The following is a 12,076-nucleotide window of genomic DNA, read 5'->3' as shown; positions in this document are numbered from 1 at the left end:
TGCCCATGAGCAACACCTATACAAACACTGAATCGGCTCCCAATCCTTCAAACCGGCCGGAAGAGGATGAGGACGAGATATCCCTGCTCGATCTCTTGATCGTGCTGGCCAAGCGCAAAAAGCTGATTTTCTCGGTCACCCTGTTCTTTGTGCTCGCCGCCGTGGTCATCAGCCTGCTGATGCGCCCGGTCTATACCGCCACCACCAAACTCCTGCCGCCACAGCAGCAGGACAGTGGCGCGGCCGCCATGCTGAGCCAGGTTCTGGGCGGTGCGGCAGGGCTGGCAGGTGGCGCGCTCGGAATCAAGAACTCCAACGACCTCTATATCGGCATGCTCGAGAGCCGCGAGATCAGGGGCATGCTGATCAAACAGTTCGGCCTGCAGAAGCGCTATGAAACGAAAACGCTCGACGACACCCTCAATGCCCTGGAGGGCCGGACCGAGGTCAAGGCCGGCAAGGACGGCATCATCAGCATCTCTGTGGATGACAAGGATCCGCGTTTTGCCGCCCGGCTCGCCAATGCCTATCCAGAAGCCCTGGACCGGCTGACGCACAAGCTGGCGCTGACGGAAGCCTCGCAAAAACGGGTTTTCTTCGAGAGGCAACTCAAGGATGCCCAGGTACATCTGGCCAATGCCGAGGACCAGCTCAGGAGCGTTCAGGAAAGAACGGGTCTGATCGAGCCGGGTTCCCAGGCCTCGGCCGTGATCCAGGCCGTGGCACAGGCACGGGCCCAGATCGCCGCCAAGGAAGTGCAGCTTGCCGGCATGCGCGCCTACGCCGCCCCCGGAAATCCGGACCTGCAGCGGACGCAGCAGGAGCTCGATGAACTGCGCGCCGGCCTCAAGCGTCTGGAGCAGCGTAATTCAGCGGCGGGCGACATCATGATCCCGACCGGCAAGGTGCCCGAGCTTGGGCTGGAGTACACGCGCCAGTTCCGCGAGGTCAAATACCGCGAAACCCTGTTCGAGCTGATGGCCAAACAGGTTGAAATGGCACGCCTCGAAGAGGCCCGCAATGCGCCACTGATCCAGGTGCTTGATATCGCCACGCCGCCGGCCTACAAGAGCAAGCCAAAACGTACGCTGATGGTGGCCTTGGCGGGCGTGGTCGGTCTCTTCATCGGCATCTTCTGGGCCTTCATCCGGGAGGCCGCCGAGCGCCAGCGCCAGGATCCCGAACAGGCCGAGCGCCTGAATCTGCTGCACAAGTATCTCTGGTCCCGTTAGGTTCAATCCGGCCATTAGTAACTTGTGGCGAGTTCTGGACGGGATTAGGATTCGTGACTATCTATGACCAGGACCATGAAAGGGGGCACGATGAAGATTCGCAAAGCGGTATTTCCGGTGGGTGGCTTGGGCACGCGATTTCTGCCGGCCACCAAGGCCAGTCCCAAGGAGATGTTGCCGGTCGTGGACAAGCCCCTGATCCAGTATGCCGCCGAGGAGGCCATTGCCGCCGGCTGCGATCAGCTCATCTTCATCACCGGACGGGGCAAGCGCGCCATCGCCGATCACTTCGACGTCTCCTATGAACTGGAGATGGAACTCGAAGCCCGGCAAAAGCATGCCATGCTGGAGCAGGTGCGCCGCATCCTCCCGAGCCACGTCAGCGCCGTGTTCATCCGCCAGAGCCAGCCGCTGGGCCTGGGGCATGCGGTGCTCATGGCCAAGCCCGTGATCAATGACGAGCCCTTTGCCGTCTTGCTCGCCGATGACCTGATCATGGCCGAGCAGCCGGTGCTCTCGCAGATGGTCGAGCGCTACGATCGCTTCAATGTCGGCATCCTGGCGGTGCAGGAAGTACCGCGTGCCGAGACCAAGAGCTATGGCGTGGTGGATGGCCGCCCCTGGGACGACAGGCTGTTCCAGGTCAGCGGCATCGTCGAGAAGCCGGCGCCCGAGCACGCCCCCTCCAATCTGGCCGTGATCGGCCGCTACATCCTGCCCTCGCGCATCTTTCATCACCTGGAGCAGACGCCCAAGGGCGCCGGCGGCGAGATCCAGCTCACCGACGGCATCGCCGGCCTGCTCTCGGAAAAGCAGATCCTCGCCTACTCCTTCGAGGGCAAGCGCTTTGACTGCGGCGACAAGCTCGGCTACCTCAAGGCCACCGTCGAGTACGCCCTCAAGCACCCCCAGGTGGGGCAGGGCTTCGCCCAGTATTTGAGCGAATGCTGCCAGGAGCTAAATGGTGAGGAGCGTGATATGCTTGCCAAGGTCGCCAGTGAAGTGAAGTAACCACCAAAGAAGAGTTTTGCATGCACGGCAGCAGCGCGGCCCGCAAGGGCATCATACTGGCCGGGGGCTCTGGCACCCGGCTTTATCCCCTGACGCGGGCAGTGAGCAAACAGCTCATGCCCATCTACGACAAGCCGATGATCTACTATCCCCTGTCCACGCTGATGCTGGCGGGGATACGCGAGATCCTGATCATCTCCACGCCTGAGGACCTGCCGCGCTTTGCGCAGCTACTCGGCGACGGCTCGGACTGGGGGCTGGACTTCTCCTATGCCGAGCAGCCCTCGCCCGATGGCCTGGCCCAGGCCTTTCTCATTGGCCGCGAGTTCATCAACCAGCACCCCTGCACCCTGGTGCTCGGCGACAACATCTTCTACGGCCATGACCTGAGCGACATTCTGCAGCGCGCCTGCCAGCAGCCCCAGGGCGCCACCGTGTTCGGCTATCACGTCAAGGACCCGCGTGCCTATGGCGTGGTCGAGTTCGATGCCTCCGGGCGAGCTGTGGGCCTGGAGGAAAAGCCCACGCAACCCCGTTCGAGCTATGCGGTGACTGGCCTGTACTTCTATGATGCCCAGGTGGTGGACATCGCCCGCGAGATCCGCCCGTCCCCGCGCGGTGAGCTCGAGATCACCGATGTCAACGCCCGCTATCTCGCCATGAAGCAGCTCCAGGTCGAGATCCTTGGGCGCGGCAGCGCCTGGCTCGATACCGGCACGCATGAGTCATTGCTGCAGGCCGCCCAGTTCATCGAGACCATCGAACAGCGCCAGGGGCTCAAGGTCGCCTGCCCCGAAGAGATTGCCTATCGCATGGGCTACATCGATGCCTCACAAGTCGAGCGCCTGGCCCAGCCCCTGAAAAAGAATGGTTACGGCCAGTATCTTCTGAGCATGCTGCACGAGCGCGTCTTCCCGTGAAGTTCATCCCCACCGCCATACCCGACGTGATCCGCATCGAGCCCAGTGTCTTTGGTGACGATCGCGGCTTTTTCATGGAGACCTGGGAAAAGCGCAAGTTTCTGGATGCCGGCATTACGGCTGATTTCGTCCAGGACAACCACTCCCGCTCGGCCCAGGGCATCCTGCGCGGCCTGCACTATCAAGTACAACAGCCCCAGGGCAAGCTGGTGCGGGTGGTATCAGGCGCTGTGTATGACGTCGCCGTCGACCTGCGCCGCAGCTCGCCGACTTTTGGCCAGTGGGTCGGGGAAGTGCTGTCGGTGGACAACAGGCACCAGCTCTGGGTCCCGCCGGGCTTTGCCCATGGATTCTACGTCATCAGCGACTATGCTGATTTCGTCTACAAGTGCACCGACTACTATGCGCCCGAGTTCGAGCGCTCCCTGAGATGGGATGATCCCGAGCTGGGCATCACCTGGCCGCTCGTCGATGGCCAGCCGCCTCGGCTTTCGTCTAAGGATGCCAAGGCCGCCAGCCTGCAAACTGCCGAGTGCTATCCATGAAGGTCCTGATCACCGGCGCCAGCGGCCAGCTCGGGCAGGCACTGCAAGATTCTGCTCCTGGAAGCTGTGAACTGCTCGCCCTGGACAGCCGAACACTGGACATCAGCCAGGCCGATGCGGTCCGGCCGGCGGTCAGCCGCTTTGCGCCCTCCCTCATCATCAATGCCGCCGCCTACACCAAGGTGGACCAGGCCGAAACCGAGCCCGGACGCGCCCATGCCGTCAACGCCGAGGGTGCAGCGAATCTCGCCCGTGCCGCGCAAGGCAGCGGGGCGCGGCTGATCCACATCTCCACTGATTTTGTGTTTGACGGCAACAAATCCACGCCCTATCAACCAGCCGACCAGACCAACCCACTCGGCGTCTACGGCGCCAGCAAGTGTGAGGGCGAGCAGCAGGTGCAGGAGATCACACAAAGTCAGGCCCTGATCATCCGCACCGCCTGGGTCTATGCCGCCCACGGGAACAACTTCGTCAAGACCATGCTGCGCCTGATGGCCGAGCGCGAACAGCTCGCGGTGGTGAGTGATCAGATCGGCACGCCGACCTCGGCCCACACACTCGCCCAGGCGATCTGGCGGGCCGCGAGCAAACCCGATCTGCGCGGCATCTATCACTGGACCGACAGTGGTGTGGCAAGCTGGTATGACTTTGCCCTCGCCATCCAGGAAGAGGCCCTGGCGCTCGGCCTGCTTGATAAGGCCATACCAATCCGCCCGATTCGCACCCAGGATTACCCCACCCCCGCCAAGCGCCCGGCCTACAGCGTGCTCGACAAGACCCAGAGCTGGGCGGACTTTGACCTGGCGCCGCTCCACTGGCGCGTCGCCCTGCGCCAGGTGTTGCAAGAACTCAAGGAACAGCGAGATGCGTAAGCTGCTTGTCACCGGCGGCGCTGGCTTCATCGGCGCGAACTTCGTCCATTATTGGGCCAGACATCACCCGGCAGACCGCCTCCTGGTGCTCGATGCCCTGACCTACGCTGGCAATCCCGCCAACCTCGATCCAGTCAAGGACCATGCCGGATTCCGCTTCGTGCATGGCGACATCCGCGATGGGGCTTTGGTGGACCGGCTCATGCGGGAAGAAGCCATCGATACCATCGTGCACTTTGCCGCCGAGTCCCATGTGGACCGCTCCATTCTCGGGCCAGATGCCTTCATCGAGACCAATGTCATCGGCACCCACACGCTCCTCAAAGCCGCCCGAAAGGCCTGGCTCGACAGTGATGACGCACCCGCCAGCCCGCGTTTTCATCATGTGAGCACCGACGAGGTCTATGGCTCGCTCGGCCCCACTGATCCGGCCTTCACCGAAACCACGCCCTATGCGCCGAACTCACCGTACTCGGCCAGCAAGGCCGCCTCGGATCATTTAGTGCGAGCCTATCATCACACCTATGGCCTGCCGGTCACGACCAGCAACTGTTCCAACAACTACGGGCCCTACCATTTCCCGGAAAAGCTCATACCACTGCTGATCGTCAACATCCTGGAAGGCAAGCCCCTGCCGGTGTATGGCGATGGCATGAACATCCGCGACTGGCTCTATGTCGAGGACCATGCCCGTGGCATCGAACTGGTGCTCAATCAGGGACGGGTAGGAGAGGTCTACAACATCGGTGGCAACAACGAATGGGCCAATATCGACATCGTGAAACTGGTCTGCCAATTACTGGACGAAGCCTTCGCTCACGATCCTAGCCTGCACCAGCGCTTCCCGCGCTCACCCGCCGCCCAAAACCAGGCCGCGAGCCTGATCACTTACGTCAAGGATCGCCCCGGCCATGATCGGCGCTATGCCATCGATGCCCACAAGATCATGTCCGAGCTCGGCTATGCGCCGCAGGAAAGCTTCGAGACCGGCATTCGCAAGACCATCGACTGGTTCCTGGCCAACGAGCCCTGGTGGCGGGCGGTGATGGACGGCAGCTATCAGGATTGGGTCAAGCAACAGTACGCGTGAGTAGTCCTGCTGGATCAGGGGCTTACCTGAGCGCAGGCCGCTGGCGTGGCACCAAACACGCTGTTAGACTCAATAAAAGTCAACCAGACTGCGAGGTCCGCCATGTCTGCGCCCAAAAAGCTCCAGCGTCTCAGTCCTGAAGACTACCTGGCCAACGAGGAGCAAAGCCCGGTCAAGCACGAATATATCGACGGCATGGTTTTCGCCATGTCCGGCGCCAGCAGGCGCCATAATCTCATTTCTCTCAATCTCGCCTTCCACCTGCGCGCCGCCGCGCGGGGCGGGCCCTGCGGCGTCTTCATCAGCGACATGAAGGCCCGCGTGCGCGCCAGCAATGCCTTCTACTACCCCGATGTCATGCTCGGCTGCGATCCCGCCGACGAGCACCCCTTATATCTGGAGCGCCCCTGCCTGATTGCCGAAGTGCTCTCGCCATCCACCGAGAGCATCGACCAGCGCGAAAAGCGCCAGGCCTACCAGCAGCTCGACAGCCTGCGCTACTACCTGCTCATCGACGCCGAACAGGTGGCCGTGGAATACTACCTGCGTGGCGAGGATGGCGAATGGCTCAGCGCCCGCCTGGATCCCGGCGAGGTGCTCAACATTTACTGCCCAGGTTACAGCGCCGCCCTTTCGCTCGAAGACCTCTACGAGGACACCGGCCTCTGGCGCTAGGCCGGATCTTTCCCCATACGCCTGACTCCCGAGCAGATCGCCACCATCCGCGCTCCCAATAAATTAGCCATGAGGTACCCCAAGAATTGGCTAACGGCAATATAACGTATATACTTTGTTGGTATGCGCTGCGCAGGAGAACGACCATGCCGAAAGATGCCGTGTTCACAATGAAGCTCGAACCCGAGTTGCGTGAGCAGTTCATGGCAGCTGCCGAAGCCGCACATCGGCCGGCCTCGCAAGTGCTTCGTGAGCTGATGCGTGAGTTCGTCCAGCGTCAGCGCGAGGCGCGTGAGTACAATGAATTTCTGCACCGCAAAGTGGAATTGGCGCGCGCACAGGCGCATGCCGGCCGAAGCTACTCCAATGAAGAAGTTGAAGCCGAGTTTGCCGCGCGGCGAGCGGAACTACTTCGTAAGGTGGGCTCCGCCGAACTGTGAAAGTCCGCTGGACGGTGGCCGCCAAACAGGATCGTGCCGATATCGTGGCCTATATCGCGGAAGGCAATCCTGCGGCGGCTATCAGGATGGATCTGTTGATCAGCGGCGCAGTGACGAAACTGGCCGATTTCCCGCTCTCAGGCCGCACTGGGGAGATTCCCGGTACCCGAGAGCTGATTCCGCATGAGAACTATCGTCTGGTTTACGAGATCAATGGACAAACGGTGTGGGTGCTCGCCTTGGTCCATACGGCCCGCCAGTGGCCACCAGCGCGGTCCCTTTATTGATGCTGAACGTGCTATCACTGAGATGCTCTCCCATGCGCCTGACTCCCGAGCAGATCGACACCATCCGCGCCACCGCCTGCGAGACCTTCGGTCCCGAGGCGCGCGTCTGGCTCTTCGGCTCGCGCGTGGATGACAGCGCACTGGGCGGAGACATCGACCTCATGCTCGAATCATCCGAGCCAATCAACAATCCGGCGCTACTGGCGGCGCGTCTTTCCGCCAGAATCTCCCGCCGGATGCACGGCCGCAAGGTGGACGTACTGCTCGCCGCACCCAACCTCAGGCGCCTGCCCATCCACGAGATCGCCTTCACCGAAGGGCGGGTATTATGAAGCTCGACCCGAAAATTGCCTTGCGGCTGCAATTCCTCACGCGCGTGGTGCGCAAGGAATGTCAGCATCTCGCGAGCACGGATCAGCGTCTGTTTTCGGAGCCCTTCACCCTGGAGCGTGCCCTGCAACTCGAAACCAACCCCGATCTGGCGGAACGGGTAGAGGCCTTCGTCAGCCGCTTCGCCCGGCTGCAGGACACCCTTGGCGACAAATTGCTCCCTGTACTTCTGACCGCCCTGGGAGAAACGCCTGGAGCCGCTATCGACAACCTCGACCGGGCCGAGCGCCTGAGGCTGATTGCCTCCGCTGATGAGTGGATGACCCTGCGCAAGCTGCGGAACCAGATGGTGCATGAATATGTGGAAGATCTGAGCGTACTTGCCAGCGCGTTGCAGTCGGGTCATGAATTCGCACCAATGGTCATGTCTGCGGCCAACAACATGATCCTTGAGATCGAGCGCCGAGGCTGGTATAGAAAAACAGAAGTGAGAGAGGTGTTCCCATGCGCCTGAGCCCCGAGCAAATCGACACCATCCGCGCCACCGCCCGCGAGACCTTCGGTCCCGAGGCCCGCGTCTGGCTGTTCGGTTCGCGCGTGGATGACAGCGCACTGGGCGGGGACATCGACCTGCTCGTCGAAAGTGACCAGGACATCCCGGTCCAGGCTTTGCTGCGTACCCGAGCGCGCATGGAATATGCCATGCACCTGCCAGTCGATCTCGTGGTGCAGACCCCCGAGCACCAGCCGGGACCCATCGCCAACATTGCCCGGCTGACGGGAGTACGTCTGGCATGAGCACGCTGTTTCAAGAGCAACAAGCCCTCTTGGGTCGTCAACTGGCGGTTTTGCAACGCCTGCAGGATGGTTTGCGCTTCAGTGCCGGACGGCTGCGTTGGCCGATTGACGCCTCGGATCTCGACAACCCGGAAATGGCCGAGCGTCTGGCCGCACAGACAGCGGTGAAATACCTCAATGCCCTGCGCGACAACATGGATACGCTGCTCGCAATGATTGGCAAGTTTGAAGAATGTTGCCAGAGATATGGGCTACTCCCATGCGCCTGACTCCCGAGCAGATCGCCACCATCCGCGCCACCGCCCGCGAGACCTTCGGTCCCGAGGCTCGGGTCTGGCAACTCGAAATCGACCTCGATTTCCCCATAGGAAGCTCCGCATGATACCGATTAGCGAAGACAAGGCCCGTGAAGCCGCTGATCGGGTGGCTCGCGCCCTGCATCCCGATCGCATCATCCTGTTTGGCTCCCTTGTTTGGGGACAACCGAACCAGGACAGCGATATCGACTTGCTCGTCATTGTCCCCGATTCGGATGAGCCCCCCTACCGGCGCGCGCGTGCTGCCTATCGCGCGCTGCATGGCCTGGGCGTACCGGTGGACATCCTGGTGGCGACACGGCAGGAAGTCAGGCGGGCTCAACAGGTGGCGAGTTCCCTGCTCAAGCAGGCGCTGGAACGTGGTAAGGTTCTGCATGGATGAGGCCAAACACCGCGAGATTGGCCAATGGCTCGTCAAGGCCCAGCACGATCTGGGTTCCGCACGGTGCCTGATGACCGGTGAGGCGCCTTATCTCGATACCGCCGCTTATCATTGCCAACAAACTGCGGAGAAAGCCCTCAAGGCCTTTCTTGCCTTGCATGACATCCCCTTTCCAAAAACGCATGATCTCGTTCTTCTCTCTGATTTCTGCCAGGCGAAGGACCCGACCTTTCAATCTCTGGCTGAATTCGCCGAAGTGCTGACACCGTATGCCACCCTGTTTCGTTATCCTGGCGAATGCATGATGCCCGTGGTATCCGATGCGCACGAGGCGCTGCATGCAGCTGGTCAGGTGCTGGATTTCGTAATGGAGAAAATGCCGCCTGAGATTCGAGTGAACCTGCGTATGCCCTGAGCACTGAAGCGCTTGATGAAAGCCCCACCGCCCGGGCGGCTTCAATTGCAAATTCGGTATAGTATAGAAAAACAGAAGTGAGCGAGGTATTCCCCTATGCGCCTGACTCCCGAACAGATCGCCACCATCCGCGAGACCTTCGTTGCAGCGCATTTCAGCGGTACACCTCGCGGCGATTGCCGATGCGCACGATGAGCACTGTCAGCCTGCCATCCGCTATGCTGGCAATGAGCCGATAGTCACCTACACGGTATTTCCAGAATTCACCCAGGCGCGACCCCTTGAGCGCCTCCCCGATTGCACGCGGATCATCCAGACGCGCCACGCGATCAGAGAGGAACTTCAAGATTCGGCGTGCAATCTGTGGATCGAGCTGATCAAGATCTTTTTGAGCCTGAGACGACAGTTCAACCTTCCACGCCATAGCGCTTCATCACGTCTTCAAGCGGTGTGGTTTCGGCTCTGCCCGCTCTGATTTCTTCCAACTCGCGCTCGGCCAGGTACAGGTCTTCCAAGTCGTCCAAGTGTTGCACCAGCGCCTCGCGGATATAAAAGCTCTTACTGCGCCCGGTCAGAAGCGCCAACTGGTCAAGCCGGGTTTCCACGTCCTCGGGCAACCGGATTGAGATAGCCATATTGCCTCCTCATGAAACTATGTAATACAAGTATCGCGCAGGCTGAAGCAAGTTGCAACAGACATCCGCACCGCCTACTCGAAACCGACCCCGGTCTGACGGACTGCTCAGCCCTCCCAATCCTCGATACGCAAGCCCGGCACCTGCCCAAACTCAGCGGTATTGTGCGTCACCAGAATCAAATCTCGCGCCTTCGCCTGGCCTGCAATCAAAACGTCATACGGCCCGATCGGTGTTCCACCCAAGGCGAGAATGGCCCGGATCTCGCCGGCCTGCCGCGCATCTTCCGGGTCGAAGTCCAGCACTTCGAAGCGCAGGCTCTCGACCAGGGCGACATTGCGTGCCGCGCGCTGGCTCTTGAAGGCACCATAGAAGAGTTCATGCAGGACAATCGAAGAAATGCAGATTTCGCTGGGTTGGTGCTGGCGCGCGCGCCGCGAGGGAGGTGAGTCGCGATCCTTCAACAAGGCAATGATGACATTGGTGTCGAGCAGATAGTGGCTCATCGGAACAGCGAATCCAGCCCCGGGCGGTCCTGCGGATCGGGCTGCTCGCCCGCAGCCTGCACGAAATCGGCATCCAGGCTGCCAATGATGGCATCCAGCCAGGCCCAATCTTTCGCGATCGGCTCCAGAATCACCGCGTTCCCATGGCGACGAATGCGTACAGTATCCGCATCGAAGCGGAAATCCTTGGGCAACCTGACTGCTTGTGACCGGCCAGTCCAGAACACCTTTGCGATATCCATGCAAAAACCTCCATTGATATGTATCAATATGATATATCGAATGGGGGCTTGTGCAATCTTCTTGACCCATATCTGCCGGCCTGTTTCAATCATAAAATCATATAGCGAGACATTCCCCCATGCGCCTGACCCCCGAGCAGATCGCCACCATCCGCGCCACCGCCTGCGAGGCCTTCGGCCCAGAGGCCCGCGTCTGGCTCTTCGGCTCGCGGCTGGATGACCATCTCAGGGGCGGGGATCTCGACCTACTGATTTCTTCCGATACCAACATTCCGGATCGGGAACGCAAGCGGCTACGCTTTGTGGCCCGCTTGCAGCTACGCATGGGTGACCAGCCCATCGATGCCCTGGTACTCGACCCCTGCGTGCCGCGCCAGCCGATTCACGAACGCGCTTTATATGAGGGTGTTCCCTTATGAGTACCGAAGAGCTCCTGCCGCGAACCCGCTTTCTCGACACGCTCGGACTGGTTCGGCACGAAGGCAAACACCTGGCCTACAGCCTGGGCCGTGTGTTCTCCCAGCCGGTCAATGCCGCCTGGGTGAGAGCTCTGGAGCAGCGCCCAGAATTGGCCGACATCAATCTGGCGCGGGAATACAGTCTGCTTTTTCTCGATACCTATAACCGCGTCCGAACCTTCGCCGCCCAACGCATGGATCTGAAAGAAGCAGACTTACCGACGCTCATTCTCATCGAAGGGATGACCGACTTTCCCGGTCCTGAAAAGTAGATCCCCCATGCGCCTGAGCCCCGAGCAGATCGACACCATCCGTGCCACCGCCCGCGAGACCTTCGGTCCCGAGGCGCGCGTCTGGCTCTTCGGTTCGCGGCTGGATGACCAAGCCCGCGGCGGTGACATCGACCTCATGCTCGAATCATCCGAGCCCATCGACAATCCCGCACTGCTGGCGGCGCGTCTTTCCGCCAGAATCTCCCGCCGGATGCACGGCCGCAAGGTGGACGTGCTGCTCGCCGCGCCCAATCTCAGGCGCCTGCCCATCCACGAGATCGCCTTCACCGAAGGGCGAGTCTTGTGAAGCTCGACCCAAAGATCGCCTTGCGTCTGCAATTCCTCACGCGCGTGGTGCGCAAGGAATGTCAGCATCTCGCGAGCACGGATCAGCGTCTGTTTGCGGAGCCCTTCACCCTGGAGCGTGCCCAGCAACTCGAAACCAACCCCGATCTGGCGGAACGGGTAGAGGCCTTCGTCAGCCGCTTCGCCCGGCTGCAGGACACCCTTGGCGACAAATTGCTCCCTGTACTTCTGACCGCACTGGGAGAAACGCCTGGAGCCGCTATCGACAACCTCGACCGGGCCGAGCGCCTGGGGCTATTGGCTCCGCTGATGAGTGGATGACCCTGCGCAAGCTGCGGAA

The 12,076-nt window shown here is 61.1% G+C and carries 24 protein-coding genes; 20 read left to right on the top strand and 4 right to left on the bottom strand.

Annotation, left to right across the window (positions count from 1 at the left end):
- The first annotated feature begins 5 nt into the window (after positions 1 to 5).
- The 16 genes from WOB96_RS04395 to WOB96_RS04320 all read left to right on the top strand — a co-directional run bounded on the left by WOB96_RS04395 (position 6) and on the right by WOB96_RS04320 (position 9,317).
- Positions 6 to 1,232 carry a GumC family protein gene (locus WOB96_RS04395; protein ID WP_341370065.1) on the top strand — a complete coding sequence of 409 codons (1,227 nt, stop codon included), beginning with the start codon at positions 6 to 8 and terminating at the stop codon, positions 1,230 to 1,232.
- Positions 1,233 to 1,322: 90 nt separating this feature from the next.
- The gene (gene galU / locus WOB96_RS04390; protein WP_341370064.1) at positions 1,323 to 2,243 is read left to right on the top strand and encodes a UTP--glucose-1-phosphate uridylyltransferase GalU; all 921 of its coding nucleotides are present in this window, start codon (positions 1,323 to 1,325) and stop codon (positions 2,241 to 2,243) included.
- Positions 2,244 to 2,263: 20 nt separating this feature from the next.
- Positions 2,264 to 3,163 carry a glucose-1-phosphate thymidylyltransferase RfbA gene (gene rfbA / locus WOB96_RS04385; protein ID WP_341370063.1) on the top strand — a complete coding sequence of 300 codons (900 nt, stop codon included), beginning with the start codon at positions 2,264 to 2,266 and terminating at the stop codon, positions 3,161 to 3,163.
- Entirely contained in the window at positions 3,160 to 3,708 is a 549-nt protein-coding gene (rfbC, locus tag WOB96_RS04380; RefSeq protein WP_341370062.1) for a dTDP-4-dehydrorhamnose 3,5-epimerase, read from the top strand. Before rfbA ends, rfbC begins: the two co-directional genes overlap by 4 nt.
- Positions 3,705 to 4,583 carry a dTDP-4-dehydrorhamnose reductase gene (gene rfbD / locus WOB96_RS04375; protein ID WP_341370061.1) on the top strand — a complete coding sequence of 293 codons (879 nt, stop codon included), beginning with the start codon at positions 3,705 to 3,707 and terminating at the stop codon, positions 4,581 to 4,583. The genes rfbC and rfbD overlap by 4 nt, the downstream gene beginning before the upstream one ends.
- The gene (rfbB, locus tag WOB96_RS04370) at positions 4,576 to 5,673 is read left to right on the top strand and encodes a dTDP-glucose 4,6-dehydratase (protein ID WP_341370060.1); all 1,098 of its coding nucleotides are present in this window, start codon (positions 4,576 to 4,578) and stop codon (positions 5,671 to 5,673) included. Before rfbD ends, rfbB begins: the two co-directional genes overlap by 8 nt.
- 102 nt (positions 5,674 to 5,775) lie before the next feature.
- Entirely contained in the window at positions 5,776 to 6,348 is a 573-nt protein-coding gene (locus WOB96_RS04365) for a Uma2 family endonuclease (protein WP_341370059.1), read from the top strand.
- Positions 6,349 to 6,494: 146 nt separating this feature from the next.
- Complete coding sequence (locus tag WOB96_RS04360; RefSeq protein WP_341370058.1) at positions 6,495 to 6,788, top strand: antitoxin of toxin-antitoxin stability system; 294 nt, start codon at positions 6,495 to 6,497, stop codon at positions 6,786 to 6,788.
- Complete coding sequence (locus WOB96_RS04355; RefSeq protein WP_341370057.1) at positions 6,785 to 7,075, top strand: type II toxin-antitoxin system RelE/ParE family toxin; 291 nt, start codon at positions 6,785 to 6,787, stop codon at positions 7,073 to 7,075. The genes WOB96_RS04360 and WOB96_RS04355 overlap by 4 nt, the downstream gene beginning before the upstream one ends.
- A gap of 32 nt (positions 7,076 to 7,107) precedes the next feature.
- Positions 7,108 to 7,407, top strand: coding sequence for a nucleotidyltransferase domain-containing protein (locus tag WOB96_RS04350; RefSeq protein WP_341370056.1), 300 nt, complete (start codon positions 7,108 to 7,110; stop codon positions 7,405 to 7,407).
- Positions 7,404 to 7,919, top strand: a complete 516-nt coding sequence (locus WOB96_RS04345) for a hypothetical protein (protein ID WP_341370055.1) — start codon at positions 7,404 to 7,406, stop codon at positions 7,917 to 7,919. Before WOB96_RS04350 ends, WOB96_RS04345 begins: the two co-directional genes overlap by 4 nt.
- Complete coding sequence (locus WOB96_RS04340) at positions 7,910 to 8,203, top strand: nucleotidyltransferase domain-containing protein (RefSeq protein WP_341370054.1); 294 nt, start codon at positions 7,910 to 7,912, stop codon at positions 8,201 to 8,203. Before WOB96_RS04345 ends, WOB96_RS04340 begins: the two co-directional genes overlap by 10 nt.
- Complete coding sequence (locus WOB96_RS04335; RefSeq protein WP_341370053.1) at positions 8,200 to 8,472, top strand: hypothetical protein; 273 nt, start codon at positions 8,200 to 8,202, stop codon at positions 8,470 to 8,472. Before WOB96_RS04340 ends, WOB96_RS04335 begins: the two co-directional genes overlap by 4 nt.
- On the top strand, positions 8,463 to 8,585 hold the full coding sequence (locus tag WOB96_RS04330) for a hypothetical protein (RefSeq protein WP_341370052.1): 123 nt from the start codon (positions 8,463 to 8,465) through the stop codon (positions 8,583 to 8,585). The genes WOB96_RS04335 and WOB96_RS04330 overlap by 10 nt, the downstream gene beginning before the upstream one ends.
- The gene (locus WOB96_RS04325; protein ID WP_341370051.1) at positions 8,582 to 8,902 is read left to right on the top strand and encodes a nucleotidyltransferase domain-containing protein; all 321 of its coding nucleotides are present in this window, start codon (positions 8,582 to 8,584) and stop codon (positions 8,900 to 8,902) included. The genes WOB96_RS04330 and WOB96_RS04325 overlap by 4 nt, the downstream gene beginning before the upstream one ends.
- Positions 8,895 to 9,317: a HEPN domain-containing protein gene (locus tag WOB96_RS04320; protein ID WP_341370050.1), complete on the top strand. Its 423-nt coding sequence runs from the start codon at positions 8,895 to 8,897 to the stop codon at positions 9,315 to 9,317. Before WOB96_RS04325 ends, WOB96_RS04320 begins: the two co-directional genes overlap by 8 nt.
- A gap of 154 nt (positions 9,318 to 9,471) precedes the next feature.
- On the opposite strand, the gene WOB96_RS04315 is transcribed toward WOB96_RS04320, so the two are convergent.
- The 4 genes from WOB96_RS04315 to WOB96_RS04300 form a co-directional block, all read right to left on the bottom strand.
- A complete protein-coding gene (locus WOB96_RS04315) occupies positions 9,472 to 9,741 on the bottom strand; it encodes a type II toxin-antitoxin system RelE family toxin (protein WP_341370049.1) in 270 nt (89 codons plus the stop codon).
- Positions 9,725 to 9,952, bottom strand: coding sequence for a type II toxin-antitoxin system RelB family antitoxin (relB, locus tag WOB96_RS04310; protein ID WP_028988643.1), 228 nt, complete (start codon positions 9,950 to 9,952; stop codon positions 9,725 to 9,727). Before relB ends, WOB96_RS04315 begins: the two co-directional genes overlap by 17 nt.
- A 107-nt stretch (positions 9,953 to 10,059) precedes the next feature.
- On the bottom strand, positions 10,060 to 10,458 hold the full coding sequence (locus WOB96_RS04305) for a type II toxin-antitoxin system VapC family toxin (protein WP_341370048.1): 399 nt from the start codon (positions 10,456 to 10,458) through the stop codon (positions 10,060 to 10,062).
- Entirely contained in the window at positions 10,455 to 10,793 is a 339-nt protein-coding gene (locus WOB96_RS04300) for an antitoxin (RefSeq protein ID WP_341370047.1), read from the bottom strand. The genes WOB96_RS04305 and WOB96_RS04300 overlap by 4 nt, the downstream gene beginning before the upstream one ends.
- 26 nt (positions 10,794 to 10,819) lie before the next feature.
- On the opposite strand from WOB96_RS04300, the gene WOB96_RS04295 reads away from it, so the two are divergent.
- From WOB96_RS04295 to WOB96_RS04280, 4 genes are read left to right on the top strand one after another with little or no spacing between them, the layout of a single operon-like run.
- Positions 10,820 to 11,119 (top strand): nucleotidyltransferase domain-containing protein, encoded by a 300-nt coding sequence (locus tag WOB96_RS04295; RefSeq protein ID WP_341370046.1) that lies wholly within the window; start codon positions 10,820 to 10,822, stop codon positions 11,117 to 11,119.
- Positions 11,116 to 11,430 (top strand): hypothetical protein, encoded by a 315-nt coding sequence (locus WOB96_RS04290; RefSeq protein WP_341370045.1) that lies wholly within the window; start codon positions 11,116 to 11,118, stop codon positions 11,428 to 11,430. The genes WOB96_RS04295 and WOB96_RS04290 overlap by 4 nt, the downstream gene beginning before the upstream one ends.
- A 7-nt stretch (positions 11,431 to 11,437) precedes the next feature.
- On the top strand, positions 11,438 to 11,737 hold the full coding sequence (locus WOB96_RS04285; protein WP_341370044.1) for a nucleotidyltransferase domain-containing protein: 300 nt from the start codon (positions 11,438 to 11,440) through the stop codon (positions 11,735 to 11,737).
- On the top strand, positions 11,734 to 12,057 hold the full coding sequence (locus WOB96_RS04280) for a hypothetical protein (protein WP_341370043.1): 324 nt from the start codon (positions 11,734 to 11,736) through the stop codon (positions 12,055 to 12,057). The genes WOB96_RS04285 and WOB96_RS04280 overlap by 4 nt, the downstream gene beginning before the upstream one ends.
- Positions 12,058 to 12,076 lie beyond the last annotated feature (19 nt).

The organism is Thermithiobacillus plumbiphilus (genome assembly GCF_038070005.1).
GTDB lineage: Bacteria > Pseudomonadota > Gammaproteobacteria > Acidithiobacillales > Thermithiobacillaceae > JBBPCO01.
This window is presented reverse-complemented; position numbering and strand designations above follow the sequence as displayed.

Bases quoted from the DNA above. Each gene is read 5' to 3' on its own strand.
- WOB96_RS04320 (WP_341370050.1), top strand. From the start codon at position 8,895: ATGGATGAGGCCAAACACCGCGAGATTGGCCAATGGCTCGTCAAGGCC.
- WOB96_RS04325 (WP_341370051.1), top strand. From the start codon at position 8,582: ATGATACCGATTAGCGAAGACAAGGCCCGTGAAGCCGCTGATCGGGTG.
- WOB96_RS04305 (WP_341370048.1), bottom strand. From the start codon at position 10,458: ATGAGCCACTATCTGCTCGACACCAATGTCATCATTGCCTTGTTGAAG.
- rfbA (WP_341370063.1), top strand. From the start codon at position 2,264: ATGCACGGCAGCAGCGCGGCCCGCAAGGGCATCATACTGGCCGGGGGC.
- WOB96_RS04285 (WP_341370044.1), top strand. From the start codon at position 11,438: ATGCGCCTGAGCCCCGAGCAGATCGACACCATCCGTGCCACCGCCCGC.
- rfbB (WP_341370060.1), top strand. From the start codon at position 4,576: ATGCGTAAGCTGCTTGTCACCGGCGGCGCTGGCTTCATCGGCGCGAAC.
- WOB96_RS04315 (WP_341370049.1), bottom strand. From the start codon at position 9,741: ATGGCGTGGAAGGTTGAACTGTCGTCTCAGGCTCAAAAAGATCTTGAT.
- WOB96_RS04335 (WP_341370053.1), top strand. From the start codon at position 8,200: ATGAGCACGCTGTTTCAAGAGCAACAAGCCCTCTTGGGTCGTCAACTG.
- WOB96_RS04350 (WP_341370056.1), top strand. From the start codon at position 7,108: ATGCGCCTGACTCCCGAGCAGATCGACACCATCCGCGCCACCGCCTGC.
- WOB96_RS04290 (WP_341370045.1), top strand. From the start codon at position 11,116: ATGAGTACCGAAGAGCTCCTGCCGCGAACCCGCTTTCTCGACACGCTC.
- relB (WP_028988643.1), bottom strand. From the start codon at position 9,952: ATGGCTATCTCAATCCGGTTGCCCGAGGACGTGGAAACCCGGCTTGAC.
- WOB96_RS04295 (WP_341370046.1), top strand. From the start codon at position 10,820: ATGCGCCTGACCCCCGAGCAGATCGCCACCATCCGCGCCACCGCCTGC.
- WOB96_RS04360 (WP_341370058.1), top strand. From the start codon at position 6,495: ATGCCGAAAGATGCCGTGTTCACAATGAAGCTCGAACCCGAGTTGCGT.
- WOB96_RS04340 (WP_341370054.1), top strand. From the start codon at position 7,910: ATGCGCCTGAGCCCCGAGCAAATCGACACCATCCGCGCCACCGCCCGC.
- WOB96_RS04300 (WP_341370047.1), bottom strand. From the start codon at position 10,793: ATGATTGAAACAGGCCGGCAGATATGGGTCAAGAAGATTGCACAAGCC.
- galU (WP_341370064.1), top strand. From the start codon at position 1,323: ATGAAGATTCGCAAAGCGGTATTTCCGGTGGGTGGCTTGGGCACGCGA.
- WOB96_RS04330 (WP_341370052.1), top strand. From the start codon at position 8,463: ATGCGCCTGACTCCCGAGCAGATCGCCACCATCCGCGCCACCGCCCGC.
- WOB96_RS04395 (WP_341370065.1), top strand. From the start codon at position 6: ATGAGCAACACCTATACAAACACTGAATCGGCTCCCAATCCTTCAAAC.
- WOB96_RS04345 (WP_341370055.1), top strand. From the start codon at position 7,404: ATGAAGCTCGACCCGAAAATTGCCTTGCGGCTGCAATTCCTCACGCGC.
- rfbD (WP_341370061.1), top strand. From the start codon at position 3,705: ATGAAGGTCCTGATCACCGGCGCCAGCGGCCAGCTCGGGCAGGCACTG.
- WOB96_RS04365 (WP_341370059.1), top strand. From the start codon at position 5,776: ATGTCTGCGCCCAAAAAGCTCCAGCGTCTCAGTCCTGAAGACTACCTG.